We start from the raw sequence: 15,777 nt of genomic DNA on the forward strand, positions 1-15,777 counted from the left end.
CCCTTTTGTCGATGGTGATGTGCCGATATGCAGAGAGGTGTGGACCATCAGTGAACGTCACCTCGCTCGACGTTTTACCAACCCCGGTCGCACGGCAGCAGCCCGAGTGGGGAGATCCGGCGGACATCGAGAGGGTCCGGGAGGTGCTGGCGACCGCCCCTCCGCTCGTGGAGGCCGCGTCGCTGGGCAGACTCCGGGGCCTGCTCTCCTCCGTCGCCCTGGGGCAGGCGCTGGTCGTGCAGGCCGGGGACTGCGCGGAGGACCCCGCGGAATGCACCGCGCGTGACGTGCGGCGGAAGGTGGGGCTGCTCGACGCCCTCGCCGATGTCATGGGCGCGATCACCCGTCAGCCGGTGGTACGGGTCGGCCGGCTGGGCGGGCAGTACGCCAAGCCCCGCTCGGCGCCCACCGAGTGGGCCGGCGGTGTCGAAATCCCGGTGTTCCGAGGGCACTTGGTGAACGGTCCGGAACCGGACCCGGAAGCCCGACGGCCCCACCCCCGGCGCCTGCTGGACGGTTACCGGGCGGCGAGCCGGATCATGACGCACCTCTGTCCGACACCGGGGGCGCGGCTCGCCCCGGCCGTCTGGACCAGCCACGAGGCCCTGTTGCTCGACTACGAGATCCCGCTGCTGCGCCGGGACCGGGAGGGCCGGACCGCCCTCACCTCCACCCACTGGCCCTGGGTCGGCGAGCGGACCCGCGAGGTCGAGGGAGCTCATGTCGCCCTGCTGGCGGGCATCGTGAACCCGGTCGCGTGCAAGGTCGGGCCGCGGATGACCCCGGCCGAACTGCTCGCGCTGTGCGAGCGACTCGACCCCGGGAGAGAGCCCGGCCGGCTCACCCTGATCGCCCGTATGGGCGCCGACGAGGTCGCGGACCTGCTGCCGCCGCTGGTCCGGGCCGTACGCGCCGCGCGGCACCCAGTGATCTGGCTGGTCGACCCCCTGCACGGCAACACCGTGACCACCGCCCAGGGGCTCAAGACCCGGGTCGTGGAGACGGTCGTACGGGAGGTCACGGCCTTCCAGACGGCGGTGCGCGCGGCCGGCGGCCTGCCGGGCGGGATCCACCTGGAGACCACCCCCGACGCGGTCACCGAGTGCGCCGACGTCCCCGGTCTCACCGACCGCATCGGCGAGCGGTACACGACGCTGTGCGACCCGCGGCTCAACCCCCGGCAGGCGGTGACCGTGGTCTCGGCCTGGCGGACACGGACGACGACGAACCAAGCCGAGGGGGAACCATGCCGGGTCTAGCGCCCATCCCGCCTTATCCGCTGCCGACGGCGGCCGGACTGCCCGTCAACACGGCCCGCTGGACGCCCGACCCCCGTCGCGCCGCACTGCTCGTGCACGACATGCAGCGCTACTTCCTGGCGCCCTTCCCCCCGGCGGTGCGCGACCCGCTGGTCCGCCACGGCGCGCTGTTGCGCGAGCGCTGCGCCGCGCTCGGCGTCCCGGTGTTCTACACCGCCCAGCCCGGCGGCATGACGGACGAGGACCGCGGCCTGCTCAAGGACTTCTGGGGTCCGGGCATGAAGGTGGACCCCGCCGATCGCGAGATCGTCACCGAGCTCGCGCCCCGGCCGTCGGACCACGTGTTCACCAAGTGGCGCTACAGCGCCTTCTTCCGCTCGGACCTGCTGGAACGGATGCGCGCCCAGGGTCGTGACCAGCTGATCGTCTGCGGCGTGTACGCGCATGTCGGGGTCCTGGCGACGGCCGTCGAGGCGTTCACCCACGACATCCAGACGTTCCTCGTCGCCGACGCCGTCGGCGACTTCTCCGCCGACCACCACCGGCAGGCCCTCGACTACGCGGCCGCCCGCTGCGCGGTGGTCACCACCACCGAGGAGGTCTTCCGATGAACGCGACGCGGCTGTTCGAGCGTGTCCTGGGCCCCGACCCGGGCCCCTTCGCCCTGCTGCACCGCCCCGAGTCCGTCGGCCCGGACCGGGTGGAGATCCTCCTGGGCCGGGTCGGCACCCCGGCCAGGCTCGCCGACATCCCGCTGTCCGACATCCCGCTCTCCGAGACCCCGCTGTCCGAGCTCTCCGAGAACCCGCTGTCCGGCTTGGCGGAACAGCCGGGCGAGGCCCGCCACGAGACGCTCGTCCTGGTGCCCCACCGGCAGATCGCCGAACGCGGCTTCGCCGCCACCGACGACGGTTCGCCCCTGCTCGCGCTGTCGGTGACCGACCAGGGCTGGATCACCGCGTCCGAGGCGCTGCGCCGGCTGCCGGACGAACCGATCACGCTGTCCGGCGGGCACTTCGACACCGACGACGAGAGCTACGCCGACACCGTCCGCGCCGTGCTCGACAACGAGATCGGCACCGGAGAGGGTTCGAACTTCGTCATCAAGCGCTCGTTCGTCACCACCATCACCGGCTACTCGACGCACAGCGCGCTGAGCCTGTTCCGCCGGCTGCTCTCCCGCGAGAGCGGCGCGTACTGGACCTTCGTCGTCCACACCGGCGACCGGACCTTCGTCGGCGCCACCCCGGAACGCCACGTCAGCCTGCGCGACGGCGTCGCGGCGATGACGCCGATCAGCGGCACGTACCGCTACCCCCCGAGCGGGCCGGTCCTGTCGGAGGTCATGGAGTTCCTCGCGGACGGCAAGGAGACCGACGAGCTCTACATGGTCCTCGACGAGGAACTGAAGATGATGGCCCGGGTCTGCCACGGCGGCGGCCGGGTGGTCGGCCCGTTCCTGCGGGAGATGACCCGGCTCGCGCACACCGAGTACAACATCGAGGGGCGCAGCGACCTCGACCCGCGGGAGATCCTGCGCGAGACGCTGTTCGCGCCCACCGTGACCGGCAGCCCGCTCGAGAACGCGTGCCGGGTGATCGCCCGCTACGAGCCGCGCGGACGCGGGTACTACGGGGGTGTCGCGGCGCTCATCGGCCGCGACGCGACCGGCGTGCGCACGCTGGACTCGGCCATCCTCATCCGTACCGCCGACATCCGGACCTCGGACACCGGCGACGGCAGGGGGCAGGTGGAGGTCGGGGTGGGCGCCACCCTGGTACGGCACTCCGACCCCGACGCCGAGGTCGTCGAGACCCGCACCAAGGCGGCGGGCCTGCTCTCCGCGCTGGGCGCGGGGGAGTGGCGGGGTGAACACCCGCTGATCCAGGAGGCATTGGGGAAGCGCAACGAGACGATCGCCAACTTCTGGCTGAGCGACGCCGATCAGCGGACCCGGCCGCACCCGATGCTGGCCGGCCGCCGGGCCCTGGTCGTCGACGCCGAGGACACCTTCAGCTCGATGCTGGCCCACCAACTGCGGTCCATCGGGCTGGTGGTGGACGTCACCGGCTTCGACGCGCCCCATGACTTCGACGCCTACGACCTCGTCGTCATGGGCCCCGGACCCGGCGATCCCCGGGAGGCCGGACACCCACGCATGGCCCGTCTCTCCGGCGCGATCGACGAACTACTGGCCCGACGTACGCCGTTCCTGGCCGTGTGCCTGAGTCATCAGTTGCTGTGCCGGCGCCTTGGGCTCGAACTGAGACGCCGTGAGATCCCGAACCAGGGCACCCAGCGCGAGATCGACCTGTTCGGCTCGCGCGAGCGGGTGGGCTTCTACAACTCCTACTCGGCCCGCGCGCGAACCGACCGGCTGGAGTGCCCCGGCGTCGGCGAGGTGAGGATCGGCCGCGACCTCGGCACGGGAGAGGTGCACGCCCTGCGCGGACCGCACTTCGGCTCGGTGCAGTTCCACCTCGAATCCGTGCTCACCCAGGACGGCGAACGTGTCCTCGCCGACCTGCTCGTCCCGTTGATGGAAGCCGTCCCGCTGATGGAAGCCGCGGAGGTACTCGCCGTATGAAAGCCACCCTCTCCTGGTGGGACCTCTCCGGGTCCGGCCAGACCATCGACTCGCTCCGCCACTACCTGCGCGACGAGGGCGTCGACCCTTGGACTGAAGTCCGGGGACTGCGGCTGAAGTTCTGGATCTCCGACCGGCTGACCAACCGCTGGGGCGCCGTGATGCTGTGGGACGAAGCGGCCGACCTGACGGCGCCGATGCCGCCGAACCGCGCCACCGAACTCATCGGATACCCGCCGTCCGTCCGGATGATGTCCGATGTCGAGGCCATCGTCGAGGGCGTCCACGAGGGCGTCCACGCGGGCGGGACCACCGACCGCGGCCTGGCCTTCGCGACGATCGGGGAGACCGCGTGAACCCGTCCACCCGGCCCCGAGCGGCCGAAGAGTTCACCGCCCCGCCCGCCGAACCGATGGGCCTGCTCCAGGAATGGTTCGACAGCGCCGTCGCGACCCCCGTCCGCGAACCGGGCGCACTGGCGCTGGCCTCCACCGACGCCTCCGGCCGCGCCTCCAACCGGATCGTGCAGGTGCTCGCGATCCGCGACACGGGTCTGGTGTTCGCCACCCACGCCGACAGCCGCAAGGGCCGGGACCTGGCCGGGACGAGCTGGGCGGCGGGCGTCTTCTACTGGCGCGAGGCGGGCCGACAGGTCACCGTGAGCGGCCCGGCCCGGCCGCTGCCTGTCGAGGAGTCCGAGGCATTGTGGGCCGCCCGCCCCGTCGGTACACACCCGATGTCGGTGGCGTCCCACCAGAGCGCGCCCCTGCTCGACGAGGACGCGCTGCGGGAGCGGGCCCGTGAACTGGGGCTCCCCGGCGCGGCGTTGCCACGCCCCGAGCGCTGGCTCGGCTATCTGCTGGAGCCGCACGCGGTCGAGTTCTGGCAGGCCGAACCCGTGGACCGGCTGCACCAGAGGCTGGTGTACGAGCGCGACGGATCCGACTGGCGTACGAGCCGGCTCCAGCCCTAGCCCTAGCCCTAGCCCTGGCCCGAGGCAGGGTTCGGGCCCTGGCTGGGGCCGAGCCCGGCCCCGGTCCTGCCCCAGTCCTGAGCGCGCACGGCCGAGGCCGCACGGGGTCACGGACGACGGGCCACACCCCGGCCCCCGGGCCTACAGCCCACGGACACGACAGAAGGGGAGACACACCGATGTGCGGAATCACGGGCTGGGTCTCGTTCGACCGGGACTTGACGCGGCAGCGCGCGCCGCTGGACGCGATGACCGGGACCATGGCGTGCCGTGGACCGGACGCCGGGGGCGGCTGGCTCGACCGGCACGCGGCGCTCGGACACCGCAGACTGGCGGTCATCGACCTCGAAGGCGGCGCCCAGCCGATGGTGGTGCCCACCGACGACGGTCCGGTGGCGATCACGTACAGCGGAGAGGTCTACAACTACACCGAGCTCAGAGGTGAGTTGCTCCGCCGGGGGCACCGCTTCGAGACCCGCAGCGACACCGAGGTGGTGCTGCACGGCTACCTGGAGTGGGGCGAGGCGGTCGCCGAACGGCTCAACGGTATGTTCGCGTTCGCCGTCTGGGACTCCCGGACCGAGAAGCTCGTGATGATCCGCGACCGGATGGGCGTCAAGCCGCTCTACTTCTCCCGTACCGACGACGGGGTGCTGTTCGGCTCCGAGCCGAAGGCGATCCTCGCCCATCCCTTGGCGGACCGCGCGGTCGATCTCGACGGAATGCGGGCGCTGTTCAGCCTCACCCAGACGCCGGGGAGCGCGCTGTGGTGCGGGATGCGCGAGGTGCTTCCGGGCGGCGTGGTCACCGTCGACCGTTCCGGTCCGCGCGAGCGCCGCTACTGGACCCTGTCCACGCGGCCGCACACCGACGACCTGAAGACCACCGTCGCCACCGTGCGCGAACTCCTGGAGGACATCGTCGGCCGGCAACTGGTCTCCGACGTCCCGCGCTGCACCCTTCTCTCCGGCGGCCTGGACTCCAGCGCGATCACCGCGCTCGCCGCCGAACGGCTCGGCAGGAATGGCGAGTTCGGAGAGGGAGGCGCGGCGGGTGCGGCCGGCGCGAAGGGTGTGGCGGGTGCGGCCGACGGGAAGGTGCGCAGCTTCTCGGTGGACTTCGCCGGACGCGCGGACGACTTCGTCGCCGACGACCTGCGGGGCACGCTGGACGCCCCGTACGCGCTCGACGTGGCCGCGCACGTGGGATCGCCGCACGAGTCCATCGTGCTCGACCACGCCGCGATCGCCGACCCGGCGGTGCGCCGGGCGGTGATCACCGCCCGGGACAGCCCCTTCACCTTCGGCGATGTCGACACCTCGCTCTATCTGCTGTTCCAGGCCGTACGCCGGCACTCCACGGTCGCCCTGTCCGGCGAGTCCGCCGACGAACTCTTCGGCGGGTACCGGTGGTTCCACCAGCCTGAGGTCCAAAGCGCGCGGACCTTCCCCTGGATGGCGGTCTTCGTCGACGGCGAACAGGCCCGAAGGCGGGAGCGGTTCAATGCCGAACTCACCGCCGCGCTCGACCTGCCCGCGTACATCCGCGACAGCTACGCCGACGCGGTCGGCGAGGTGGAGCGGGCCGACGGCGAGAGCGACCACGAGGCGCGGATGCGGGTCATGAGCCACCTGCACCTGACGCGCTTCGTTCGGACCCTCCTGGAGCGCAAGGACCGGATCAGCATGGCCGTCGGGCTGGAGGTCCGGGTCCCGTACTGCGACCACCGCCTCGTGGAGTACGTCCACAACGCCCCGTGGTCGATGAAGACCTTCGACGGCCGGGAGAAGAGCCTGCTGCGCGCCGCGACCGCCGACCTGCTACCCGAGTCGGTGCTGAGCCGGGTGAAGGCCTCCTACCCCACCACTTTGGACCCGCACTACGCCGATGCGCTGCTGCGGCAGGCCAAGGAACTGCTCACGACCGACGACCCTGTCTTCGGCCTGGTCGACCGCGGCTGGCTGGCGGACGTCGCGGGGCGGGACGCGGTGACCATGCCGGTCGACGTACGCAACGGCGTGGAGCGCGTCCTCGATCTGAGCACCTGGCTGGACGTCCACCGCCCCGAACTCCGCCTCTGACAGTGGGTGTTCGGTCCGGCCCGCTCGGGGGCACCGCTGAGCGGCGCCGGCTTCACCGCGCCGGCATCCACGTACACCCCGACACACCCCGACACACCAGCCAACAGGAATTGAGGGATACGAGATGGGAACGGAAGACGCCCGACCCGAGGGCTTCGACGCCGACCTCGACCTGCGCGCCCGGCACCGCGCCGTCGTGGCCGACTACATGAGCCGCAAGGGCGAGAACCGGCTGACGCGCTACCTGCTCTTCACCGAGAACGGCAGCGCCGGCCTGTGGACCAGCGACACCGGCGAACCGGTCGCCTCCCAGGGACACGAGAAGCTCAAGGCGCACGGCGAGTGGTCGCTGCGGATGTTCCCCGACTGGGAGTGGAAGAACGTGGAGATCTTCGAGACCCAGGATCCCCACCGGTTCTGGGTCGAGTGCGACGGAGAGGGCAAGATCCTCTACCCGGACTATCCGGCGGGCTACTACAAGAACCACTTCATCCACTCGTTCCTGCTGGTGGACGGCAGGATCGAGCAGCAGCGCGAGTTCATGAACCCGTTCCAGCAACTGCGCGCGCTGGGCATCGAGGTGCCGAAGATCAACCGCGGCGGCATCCCCACGTAGCGGCGGATCCCCGCGCAGGGCCCCCGCGTTGGGAGACCGTGCAGGAACCCGCGTACGAATCCCCACGCGGTTCCCAGCACACGGATCCCAGCACGCAGATCCCCGCGCACGAATCCCCCTCCAGGGATCCCCATGTACGGACATCCGTCCGCGTCCCGTCCCCCGGACCCGGACGCGGCGCATCGAGCCGGCCGGCGGCGGCCGGGAAGCAGCAATGAGGCGAGGTCTCCCATGACAGTCGACGTGCAGACCACTCGAGACGTGGTCGACATCATCACCGGCGGATGGCGGGCGCAGGCGCTCTACACCGCGGTCAAGCTCCGCCTGCCCGACCACATAGCGGCGGGCCATGCCAGCGACGCCGAGCTCGCCAAGGCGACCGGGGCGGACGAGGAGGGCGTGCACCGGCTGATGCGCCTCCTGGTGGCCATGGGGGTGTTCGAGGGCAGCGAGTCCACCGGCTACCGGGGGACCCCGATCAGCGCCGCGCTCCTCGACGCGCCCCAGTCCCTGAGCGACATGTGCCTGCTGTACGGCGAGGAGTTCTACTCCGCCTGGGGGCACGCCCACCACGCGATCAGCACGCGGAGTTCGGGGTTCGAGGCCGCCTTCGGCCGGCCCTTCTACGAGTACCTGGGGCACGACGCGGACGTGACTCGGCGCTTCCAGCGCACCCTGAACGCGGCGAGCATGTTCTTCCACCAGGTGCCCGAGGTCTTCGACTTCTCCGGCAAGAAGGTCGTGGACGTGGGCGGCGGGGGCGGGCACCTGCTCGCCACGGTCCTCGGCGCCACCCCGGACGCCCGGGGCATCCTCTTCGATCGCGAGCACATGATGGCCAAGGCGCGCGAGCACCTGTCCGCCACCGTCGGCCTGGACCGCACCGAACTGGTCGCGGGCGACATGTTCGAGGGCGTTCCGGAGGGCGGGGACGTCTACGTCCTCTGCCGGGTGCTGGCCGGCTGGGACGACGAGGCCGTCGTCGGCGTCTTCGAGAGCTGCCGCCGCGCCATGGCCGACTCCTCGTCGCGGCTGCTGCTCCTCGACCGTTTCGTCGAGGACGAGAACTCCACCGTGCTGCCCGCGCTGTGGGACATGCACCTCCTGATGACGACGGGCGGCGCGCACCGCACCGTCGAGCGGATCACCCGGCTGCTCGACCGGGCGGGCCTCGACGTCGTCGGCCGCGCGGAGCTGCCGATGGAGAACACCGCTCTGGTCGCCGCGCCGCGTCCCTGACGCCAGGCGTCCTCCCGTCCCCAGGCGTCGTCCCCGGACGGACCGGTGAACGGACCGGTGAACGGGTCGGTGGACGGACCGGCGAACGGACTCGGCGAAGACCTCGCGGGTCCGTCCGGTCCCGCGGGCCCGGCGGTCCGCGGGCCCGTCCGGTGACGACGCATCCGCCCGGCGAGCGGTCGGCTCATCCGGCGAGCCCCTCCCCAGCACCCCATCCAGCCGGCACCCGGACGACGGGAGCCGGCGCGACGGAACGAACGGACCTCATGGACACCTACGAGTACGTGGTCGCCGACGTCTTCACGGCCACCCCGCTGGAAGGAAACCCGACCGCGGTCCTCCTGGACGCGTCCGGCCTCTCCGCCGAGCGCATGCAGCGGATCGCGCAGGAGACGCACCTGTCGGAGACCGTCTTCGTCCTCCCCGCGGAGGACGACGGCGATGTGAGGGTCCGCATCTTCACGCCGGTGAACGAGCTTCCGTTCGCCGGGCATCCCACCCTGGGCACGGCCGTGGTGCTCGGCGAATGGCACGCGGCGAGGGAACTGCGGATGGAGACCGCCATGGGCACCGTGGCGTTCGAGCTGGAGCGGGACGGCGAGGGCCGGACCGTCGCGGCGGGCATGTGGCAGCCCGTGCCGACATGGGAGCCGTACGACCGGGCGGAGGAACTGCTCACGGCCCTCGCCCCGGTGGCCACCGGCAGCACGCTGCCGATCGAGGTCTACCGCAACGGACCCCGGCACGTGTTCGTCGGACTCGACAGCGTGGCGGCCCTCTCCGCCCTGGAACCGGACCAGCGGATCCTCGCGCGACTTCCCGACATGGCCGCCAACTGCTTCACGGGCGCGGGCACCCACTGGAGGCTGCGCATGTTCTCCCCCGCCTACGGCGTGGTGGAGGACGCGGCCACCGGCTCGGCCGCCGGCTCGCTCGCGGTGCACCTGGCCCGGCACGGACTGATCCCCTTCGGAGAGTGGATCGAGATCCGCCAGGGCGTCGAGATGGGCCGTCCTTCGACGATGCGCGCCCGGGTCACGGGGACCGCGGAGCGGATCGAATCGGTGCGGGTGGCGGGGGAGGCCGTGGTCGTGGCCCGGGGGACGCTGTACGTGTAGCGGCCGCCGGCGCCGGCAGGCGTGGCAGCCGTACGGGGGAGGGTGGGCGAAGCCCCCCGAGACGCGGGGCCGGGACGCGTGTGCGCGCCCCGGCCCCGCCGGCGTCCCTCAGGTCATGCCCGAAGGTGCCGGGAACCGGTGCGGGGAACCGGTCAGGACAGGCCGGGGTTGGTCATGTCGAGCGCGGGCACGGGGCGGGGCGTTCCGTCGGCGTCGATCGCGACGAAGGTCAGGAACGCCGTGGCGACCTCGGTGGCGGGGGTGGAGTTGTTCCACCGTTCGGCCGTGACCCGTACCCCGACCGTCATGGAGGTCCGCCCGACCCGTTCGAGTCCCGCCTCCACGCTGAGCAGGTCGCCCGCCCGTACCGGGGTGAGGAAGGTCATACGGTCGACCGAGACGGTGACGGCCGGCCCGTCGGCGTGCCGGCCGGCGGCGGCCGCGGCGGCGTCGTCGATGAGCTTCATCATCACTCCGCCGTGGATGGTGCCGTACAGATTGGTGTCGTGGTCGCTCATGATGTGGGCGAGGACCACCCGGGAATCGTCCGGGGTCTTGGTCGGGCGGGCAGGACTGGTGACGGGGGATTCGGCCACGTCAACTCTCCTTCGCGAGTCGCGGCAGGGCTTCTCCGCGCACCCCAGGGGCCGGTGCGCGGGCAGCGGGCAGGTCTTCGGACTCGCGGGCGCGTTCCCCGGCTCTCGCCGGCGGACTCCTACTGGCCGTCGCTTCCCAGGCCCTCGTGTGTGCCGGGCCCAGTGCGTATGACGGCGGTCGTTCCCGCTCACCGCTGCGGGGCAGTCCCGGATTCACACCGGGTTCCCTCTTACGACGCTCCCGTCCGGGGGACGGGGCGAACCAGCTGCCCTGCCAGCGTACGGCAGCGAGCCCGCGCCCTGCTCCCGTCGCGGAACCGGGGTGCTCCGGGGCCGTGACCCCGAGCCGCGCGCCGACCGCCCCGACCGCGGTGACCACCCGCCCGCTCGTCCGCTCGCCCACCCTCCCGCTCATCAGCCGGCGAACCGAGCGCTCTCTACACTCCCCGGATGATCAGTGACGGATTCCAGCTCACGGTTCTGGGCAGCGCCACGCCCTACGCGACCGAGGACAACCCGTGCTCCGGCTATCTCCTGACCGGCGCCGGTGCCCGGGTCTGGGTGGACGCGGGCAGCGGGACGCTGGCGCGGCTGCAGCGGTACGCCCGGCTCGACGAGGTGGACGCGATCTGGATCTCGCATCTGCACGCCGACCACACCGCGGATCTGCTCACCGCGTATTACGCGGCGCTCTTCGCGGACATCCGGCTTGCCGCGCCCATCCCCCTCTACGGGCCGCCGGGCATCGCCGACCGGCTGGCCCACTTCCTCACCAACGGCCCGACGCGCAGCCCGGTCGAGGCCGCCTTCGCCGTCCAGGAGTTGTACGACGGACACGAGGTGCGCATCGGTGAACTCGCCCTGACCAGCCGGGCGGTGGAGCACGGTATGCCGGCCTTCGCCCTGCGTGCCGAGGCCGGGGGCCGCTCGCTCGTTTACTCCGGGGACACGGCGCCCTGCGCGAACCTCACGGAGCTGGCCGAGGAGTGCGACACCCTGCTGTGCGAAGCCGAGAGCAACCAGGCGCCGGCCGAGGGCGAGCAGGTGCACCACACGCCCGAGGACGCCGCCGACACGGCCACCGCGGCTCGGGCGGGCCGGCTGATCGTCACCCATGTCGGCCGTTTCCTGACACCGGAGCAGGCGGTGGCACGCGCCGAGGCCCGGTTCGATGGTCCCGTCGACCATGCCGAGCCCGGTGAGGTCTTCTCGAACCACCGCTCCCGAGGCCGTTCGACGCGCTCCGGTCAGCCGACGCGCCCCTGGGGCGTGCCACCGGGCGGACGCCGGGCGTCGAACGGCGAGGGGTAGCCGGGCGGATGCGCCGCCTGTTGCAGGTCTCAACAGGCCGTCCCCTCACGCGAGATGAGGATCAGGGAAGTTCCAGCTCGCCCAGTCCCATCGTGCGCAGCGCGTGGTTGGCCATCTCCAGATGGCCGGCCCCGTTCGGGTGTGCCGCCTCGTCCAACCAGGCCATCGGGTCCTCCGTTCCGTGGTGCGCGATCCAGTACGCCTCGTGGTCGACGAGCAACGCACCGGACTCGGCGGCCAGTTCACGAACCACCTGGCAGTACGCGGGCATGGCCGCACGCCGCGCGCGACCCGAGAAGCCGACCACGAGCGGGGTGTGCAGCACGATCTGCGTTCCCCCGGCGGTGCGGGCACGCTCGACGATCGCGCGCATCGCGTCACGGAAGGCGGGCAGCCCGGCCTCGCCGGCGAGGCAGTCGTTCGTGCCGAGTGAGACGGACAGTACGTCGGGCCGGAACCGGCCGATCAGCCACTCGTAGGACGCGAGCACGTCGACGGCGGTCCAGCCGGAGACGCCGGAGTTGACCAGGACGTCGGTGGTCCGGCCCAGTTGCCATCCGACTCGTTCGTGCACATGCTCCACCCAGCCGCGCGCGCCGTGGGTGTGCAGGACACCCTGGGTGATGCTGTCTCCGGCCGCCACCCAGGTCATGGGTGTGTCGGCGAGTCGGATCATGATGCGTCGCCTCCCGTCGGCGCCGCTGATGTGTCCCGGCAGGGTGCGGCGCTCCCTTGGCGGCCATGCTGCCGTTACGGGATCGCTCGCGCAACGTTCGCGTGGGCGGCCGCCGGGTTGCCGTCCGGCTGTCCGTCGCCCGCCGTTTCGAGCTCTGCCCGTTCCCTCGGCCCTCGGCCCTCGGCCCTCGGTGCGCGGAGGCGTACGGGATTCGGCCGGGCCGCCCCCTCTCGCCTCGGCTCCCGAATGCCAGCGAGGCCAGGGGCTCCGGGGGTGCGCAGAGCTGAGGGCGGCGGAGTCGCCTCCCAGGCCGGTCGCGGCCGGGCCGGGACGGGTGCGCGGCTATGTTCCGGTGGCCACTCGCGCCGGACGGCCCGTCTCCGTCGGTCCGTCCGGGCGGCCCGCCACGGTGGTTCCGGCAGTCCGCCCGGTCAGCCGATGCGTACCGCCGTACCGGTCACCTCGATGCCGCTCGACGGGTCCGCCGGAACCCGTACGCCGAGAACGCTCGGGCGGCCCATGTCCTCACCCTGATGGATCGTCAAAACCTCAGGGAGTGCGATGAGTCGAAGCTCCCGCAGATAGCCGCCGAAGGCCGCGGCCGCGGCGCCTGTGGCAGGGTCCTCGACGACCCCGCCCGGCGGGAAGGGGTCGCGGGCGTGGAAGACGGTGTCCGAGGCGCGGTGCACCAGGGCGATGGTGGTCCAGCCCCGGCGTTCCATCAGGGCGCCCAGCGCCGCCATGTCGTAGTCGAGGTCGGCGAGCCGGCCCCGCTTGGCGGCGGCGATCACCGGGTGCCAGGCACCCGCGTAGGCGGCGCGCGGTGGCAGCGCGGGGTCGAGGTCCGAGGCATTCCAGCGCAACGCGGCGAGCAGCTCGGCCAGATCGGCGTCGCCGATCTCCTCGGTGCGCGGCGCGACGCTCACCAGGGTGGCGGTGACGGTGCCGTCCGGCCGCACCGAGGTGGTCACGGGGACCGGACCGGCCTGGGTGTGCAGCAGCAGGTCGCCGGCGCCGTGCCGCTGCGCGTGGGCGACGGCCGTGGCGATGGTGGCGTGACCGCAGAAGGGCACCTCGGCCAGCGGGCTGAAGTAGCGGATGTCGAGCGACCCGTCGGGCCTGGCCACGGTGAAGGCCGTCTCCGAGTAGCCGATCTCCGCCGCGGTCGCGGCCATCGTCGCCTCGTCGAGGCCGGCGGCGTCGAGCACCACGCCTGCCGGGTTCCCGCCGAGCGGGTCGGTGCTGAAAGCCACGTAACGCAGGATGTCCATCACCCGAACGTAGGCCCCCGCACCGACCCCGTCAACGCAGTCGATCTTCTCCGGACGGCATGCCCCTCCCGCGGCATCCGTGCACGGTGGCGTCGATGTCAACAGGGGCTGTTTGCAGCGGACTTGCTCGTGCCGCTCCGTGTGTGTCCGTGGCCCGCTCGGTGGTTCCGCTCGTACACCGTCACCCTGCGCCCCCGCATGCGGCGATCCTCTCCTGGGGTGAAGTGCTTGCCCAGGACGCAGGACTTCACCCGGTCCCGCTCTGTCGAGAGCGCCGCCGGCACCGGCTCCGCATCCGTGACCAGCAGGATGCGTTCCTGTGCCAGCATCCTCGCCCGGATTCGCCCGGGGTCCGCCTCCAAGCCCTTCAACGTCCCGGATTCCTCCGGGCTTTGCGCCAGGGCGAGGTCCCGCAGCCCGGTGAAGGCGTCGGGGGAGACCAGGCGGGTGTCCCTGCGTGCGGCCGGTATGTAGAGCACCGCGTCCCCGTCCCGCCCCAACTCCCTTATGTCCTCCGCTATGGCGAGGACGTCGTCCACGCGGCTGGCCGGGGACCGCTTGGCCAGGGACTCCGGCATCAGAGCCGTCGTCGCGACGGCCAGCACCGCGGGAAGGACGGCACGTGAAGCCCTCGGGAACCGAGGTCGCGTCGCCCGGACCGCCGTGCCGATCGCGGAACCGATCAGTAGCGCCAGGCCGACGAGGCTGAACAGCACGTAACGGTCGAGGAACAGCGGCTGGATGAAGGAGAGCCCGGCCAGGGTGAGTTGGGGTACGACCAAGAGCGGCAGCCCGACGGATGCCGCCGACAGCCGGCCCACCCCACGCCTGGCGCCCGTCCCGCGCCCGGCAACACCCCCACTCGATCCGGCACTCGTCCCCGATTCGGCATTCGCACCCGCCCGTGGCCGGTCGAGCAGGGCGCCGAGCCCGCCGATGGTCAGCAGGACCGCCGGACCGATCATCATGTGCCAGGTCAGCGGCGGTATCCAGGACACCTGGCCGGACTGGCTCCGGCTGAAGAGGATCAGCGGCAGGACCCCCGTCACGGCGGCCGCCGACGCCATCGCCCAGCGCACCCGCACCGGGCGGGCGGCCCGCGCCCAGAGCAGGGTGGCCAGGTGGGCGGGAAGGATCATCAGGGAGAGCCAGTTGAAGAGGCCGCAGACGAGGACCGTTCCGCCGTACGCGACCCAGCGGGCCGGCCGCCCGGCACGCTCCTGAACGGCGGTCACGAGCAGGAGCGTCGAGACTCCGGCACCGGCGGCGACAAGCGCGTACGGACGCCCCTCCTGAAGGTGGAACTGGACGGCGGGCAGCAGTCCGAACGCCAGCCCGCCGCCCAGCCCCGCCCACGGCCCGGCGAGCCGGTTCCCGAGCACCGTCACGCAGATCGAGGCCACCACCATGGCGAGCACGGAAGGCAGTCTCAGCACCGTCGTACTGGGGCCGAAGCAGGTGAACAACCCGTGCATCAGCAGGTAGTAGAGACCGTGGACGACATCGACGTTCTCCAGCATGCGCAGGATGTCCCCGGTCGAGCGCCGTGCCACCTGCCAGGTCGCCGCCTCGTCGCGCCACACGCTGTTCTGCCGCGACAGTCCCCACAGGCCGAGGGCGAGCGTCCACGCCCCCGGGACGACCCACAGGAGTGCGCGGCGGTGAAGAGGCGGAAGGGGCGGCGGGGAGGGGGATGGAGACGAGGAAGGGGAAGGGGGAGGGGCGGGCGAAGAGGTGGGAATGGCAGGGGGCATGAACGTCCGTTCGTCCTCGGAGGGCACGCGGAACCGTGCTGCGGCCTGCGCACGGTAGTCACGGTCGGCACCGAGGTGCTTCGCTCCCGACCCGAACCGGCCGAGGAGGAAACGGACTTCAGTAGGTCGTCTTTCGGCCAGGCCCGGATGGCGTGCTCCGTATCACCCGCCAGGCCGTAGGAAGGGTCGGCAGGTTGAGCGATATCCCGCCTTTGGCAGGTCGGTCGGAGGGTCGTGGCGCGAATGATCGTTTGGCCGGTTCCGATTCCGATTTCTGGTTCCGGTTCCGGATCCGG

At 71.9% G+C, this 15,777-nt stretch carries 14 protein-coding genes and 1 riboswitch; of the genes, 10 read left to right on the forward strand and 4 right to left on the reverse strand.

Features of this window, described 5'->3' with window-relative positions; genetic code table 11:
• Positions 1–50 precede the first annotated feature (50 nt).
• The 9 genes from ABZ990_RS02275 (at position 51) to ABZ990_RS02315 (ending at position 9,873) form a co-directional block, all read left to right on the forward strand.
• Entirely contained in the window at positions 51–1,259 is a 1,209-nt protein-coding gene (locus ABZ990_RS02275) for a 3-deoxy-7-phosphoheptulonate synthase (RefSeq protein ID WP_361223917.1), read from the forward strand.
• On the forward strand, positions 1,247–1,870 hold the full coding sequence (locus tag ABZ990_RS02280; RefSeq protein ID WP_361223920.1) for an isochorismatase family protein: 624 nt from the start codon (positions 1,247–1,249) through the stop codon (positions 1,868–1,870). The genes ABZ990_RS02275 and ABZ990_RS02280 overlap by 13 nt, the downstream gene beginning before the upstream one ends.
• Positions 1,867–3,846 carry an anthranilate synthase family protein gene (locus tag ABZ990_RS02285; protein ID WP_361223923.1) on the forward strand — a complete coding sequence of 660 codons (1,980 nt, stop codon included), beginning with the start codon at positions 1,867–1,869 and terminating at the stop codon, positions 3,844–3,846. The genes ABZ990_RS02280 and ABZ990_RS02285 overlap by 4 nt, the downstream gene beginning before the upstream one ends.
• A complete protein-coding gene (locus ABZ990_RS02290) occupies positions 3,843–4,202 on the forward strand; it encodes a hypothetical protein (protein WP_361223926.1) in 360 nt (119 codons plus the stop codon). The genes ABZ990_RS02285 and ABZ990_RS02290 overlap by 4 nt, the downstream gene beginning before the upstream one ends.
• Positions 4,199–4,819 carry a phenazine biosynthesis FMN-dependent oxidase PhzG gene (gene phzG / locus ABZ990_RS02295; RefSeq protein WP_361223929.1) on the forward strand — a complete coding sequence of 207 codons (621 nt, stop codon included), beginning with the start codon at positions 4,199–4,201 and terminating at the stop codon, positions 4,817–4,819. Before ABZ990_RS02290 ends, phzG begins: the two co-directional genes overlap by 4 nt.
• Before the next feature lie 179 nt (positions 4,820–4,998).
• Positions 4,999–6,900, forward strand: coding sequence for an asparagine synthase (glutamine-hydrolyzing) (gene asnB / locus ABZ990_RS02300; protein ID WP_361223932.1), 1,902 nt, complete (start codon positions 4,999–5,001; stop codon positions 6,898–6,900).
• A 124-nt stretch (positions 6,901–7,024) separates the two neighbouring features.
• A complete protein-coding gene (locus tag ABZ990_RS02305) occupies positions 7,025–7,516 on the forward strand; it encodes a PhzA/PhzB family protein (protein ID WP_361223936.1) in 492 nt (163 codons plus the stop codon).
• 243 nt (positions 7,517–7,759) lie between these two features.
• Positions 7,760–8,755: a methyltransferase gene (locus ABZ990_RS02310; protein WP_361223938.1), complete on the forward strand. Its 996-nt coding sequence runs from the start codon at positions 7,760–7,762 to the stop codon at positions 8,753–8,755.
• Positions 8,756–9,021: 266 nt separating this feature from the next.
• Positions 9,022–9,873, forward strand: a complete 852-nt coding sequence (locus tag ABZ990_RS02315; protein WP_361223941.1) for a PhzF family phenazine biosynthesis isomerase — start codon at positions 9,022–9,024, stop codon at positions 9,871–9,873.
• Between the two features lie 152 nt (positions 9,874–10,025).
• On the opposite strand, the gene ABZ990_RS02320 is transcribed toward ABZ990_RS02315, so the two are convergent.
• A complete protein-coding gene (locus ABZ990_RS02320; RefSeq protein WP_361223943.1) occupies positions 10,026–10,469 on the reverse strand; it encodes an acyl-CoA thioesterase in 444 nt (147 codons plus the stop codon).
• Between the two features lie 50 nt (positions 10,470–10,519).
• A riboswitch (cobalamin riboswitch) is annotated at positions 10,520–10,751 on the reverse strand.
• A gap of 168 nt (positions 10,752–10,919) precedes the next feature.
• Here ABZ990_RS02320 and ABZ990_RS02325 point away from each other — a divergent pair.
• The gene (locus ABZ990_RS02325) at positions 10,920–11,780 is read left to right on the forward strand and encodes an MBL fold metallo-hydrolase (RefSeq protein WP_361223946.1); all 861 of its coding nucleotides are present in this window, start codon (positions 10,920–10,922) and stop codon (positions 11,778–11,780) included.
• Between the two features lie 61 nt (positions 11,781–11,841).
• On the opposite strand, the gene ABZ990_RS02330 is transcribed toward ABZ990_RS02325, so the two are convergent.
• From ABZ990_RS02330 to ABZ990_RS02340, 3 genes are all read right to left on the reverse strand, one after another.
• On the reverse strand, positions 11,842–12,456 hold the full coding sequence (locus tag ABZ990_RS02330) for an SGNH/GDSL hydrolase family protein (RefSeq protein WP_361223949.1): 615 nt from the start codon (positions 12,454–12,456) through the stop codon (positions 11,842–11,844).
• Positions 12,457–12,887: 431 nt separating this feature from the next.
• Positions 12,888–13,727: a PhzF family phenazine biosynthesis isomerase gene (locus tag ABZ990_RS02335; RefSeq protein ID WP_361223952.1), complete on the reverse strand. Its 840-nt coding sequence runs from the start codon at positions 13,725–13,727 to the stop codon at positions 12,888–12,890.
• A gap of 98 nt (positions 13,728–13,825) precedes the next feature.
• Positions 13,826–15,481 carry a glycosyltransferase family 39 protein gene (locus ABZ990_RS02340; protein ID WP_361223955.1) on the reverse strand — a complete coding sequence of 552 codons (1,656 nt, stop codon included), beginning with the start codon at positions 15,479–15,481 and terminating at the stop codon, positions 13,826–13,828.
• Between the last annotated feature and the right edge of the window lie 296 nt (positions 15,482–15,777).

It is taken from the genome of Streptomyces sp. NPDC046203 (assembly GCF_040646255.1).
Lineage (GTDB): Bacteria > Actinomycetota > Actinomycetes > Streptomycetales > Streptomycetaceae > Streptomyces.

Coding starts and splice junctions, on each gene's coding strand:
- ABZ990_RS02280 (WP_361223920.1), top strand. CDS start 1,247: ATGCCGGGTCTAGCGCCCATCCCGCCTTATCCGCTGCCGACGGCGGCC.
- ABZ990_RS02285 (WP_361223923.1), top strand. CDS start 1,867: ATGAACGCGACGCGGCTGTTCGAGCGTGTCCTGGGCCCCGACCCGGGC.
- ABZ990_RS02290 (WP_361223926.1), top strand. CDS start 3,843: ATGAAAGCCACCCTCTCCTGGTGGGACCTCTCCGGGTCCGGCCAGACC.
- asnB (WP_361223932.1), top strand. CDS start 4,999: ATGTGCGGAATCACGGGCTGGGTCTCGTTCGACCGGGACTTGACGCGG.
- ABZ990_RS02305 (WP_361223936.1), top strand. CDS start 7,025: ATGGGAACGGAAGACGCCCGACCCGAGGGCTTCGACGCCGACCTCGAC.
- ABZ990_RS02315 (WP_361223941.1), top strand. CDS start 9,022: ATGGACACCTACGAGTACGTGGTCGCCGACGTCTTCACGGCCACCCCG.
- ABZ990_RS02325 (WP_361223946.1), top strand. CDS start 10,920: ATGATCAGTGACGGATTCCAGCTCACGGTTCTGGGCAGCGCCACGCCC.
- ABZ990_RS02330 (WP_361223949.1), bottom strand. CDS start 12,456: ATGATCCGACTCGCCGACACACCCATGACCTGGGTGGCGGCCGGAGAC.
- ABZ990_RS02335 (WP_361223952.1), bottom strand. CDS start 13,727: ATGGACATCCTGCGTTACGTGGCTTTCAGCACCGACCCGCTCGGCGGG.
- ABZ990_RS02340 (WP_361223955.1), bottom strand. CDS start 15,481: ATGCCCCCTGCCATTCCCACCTCTTCGCCCGCCCCTCCCCCTTCCCCT.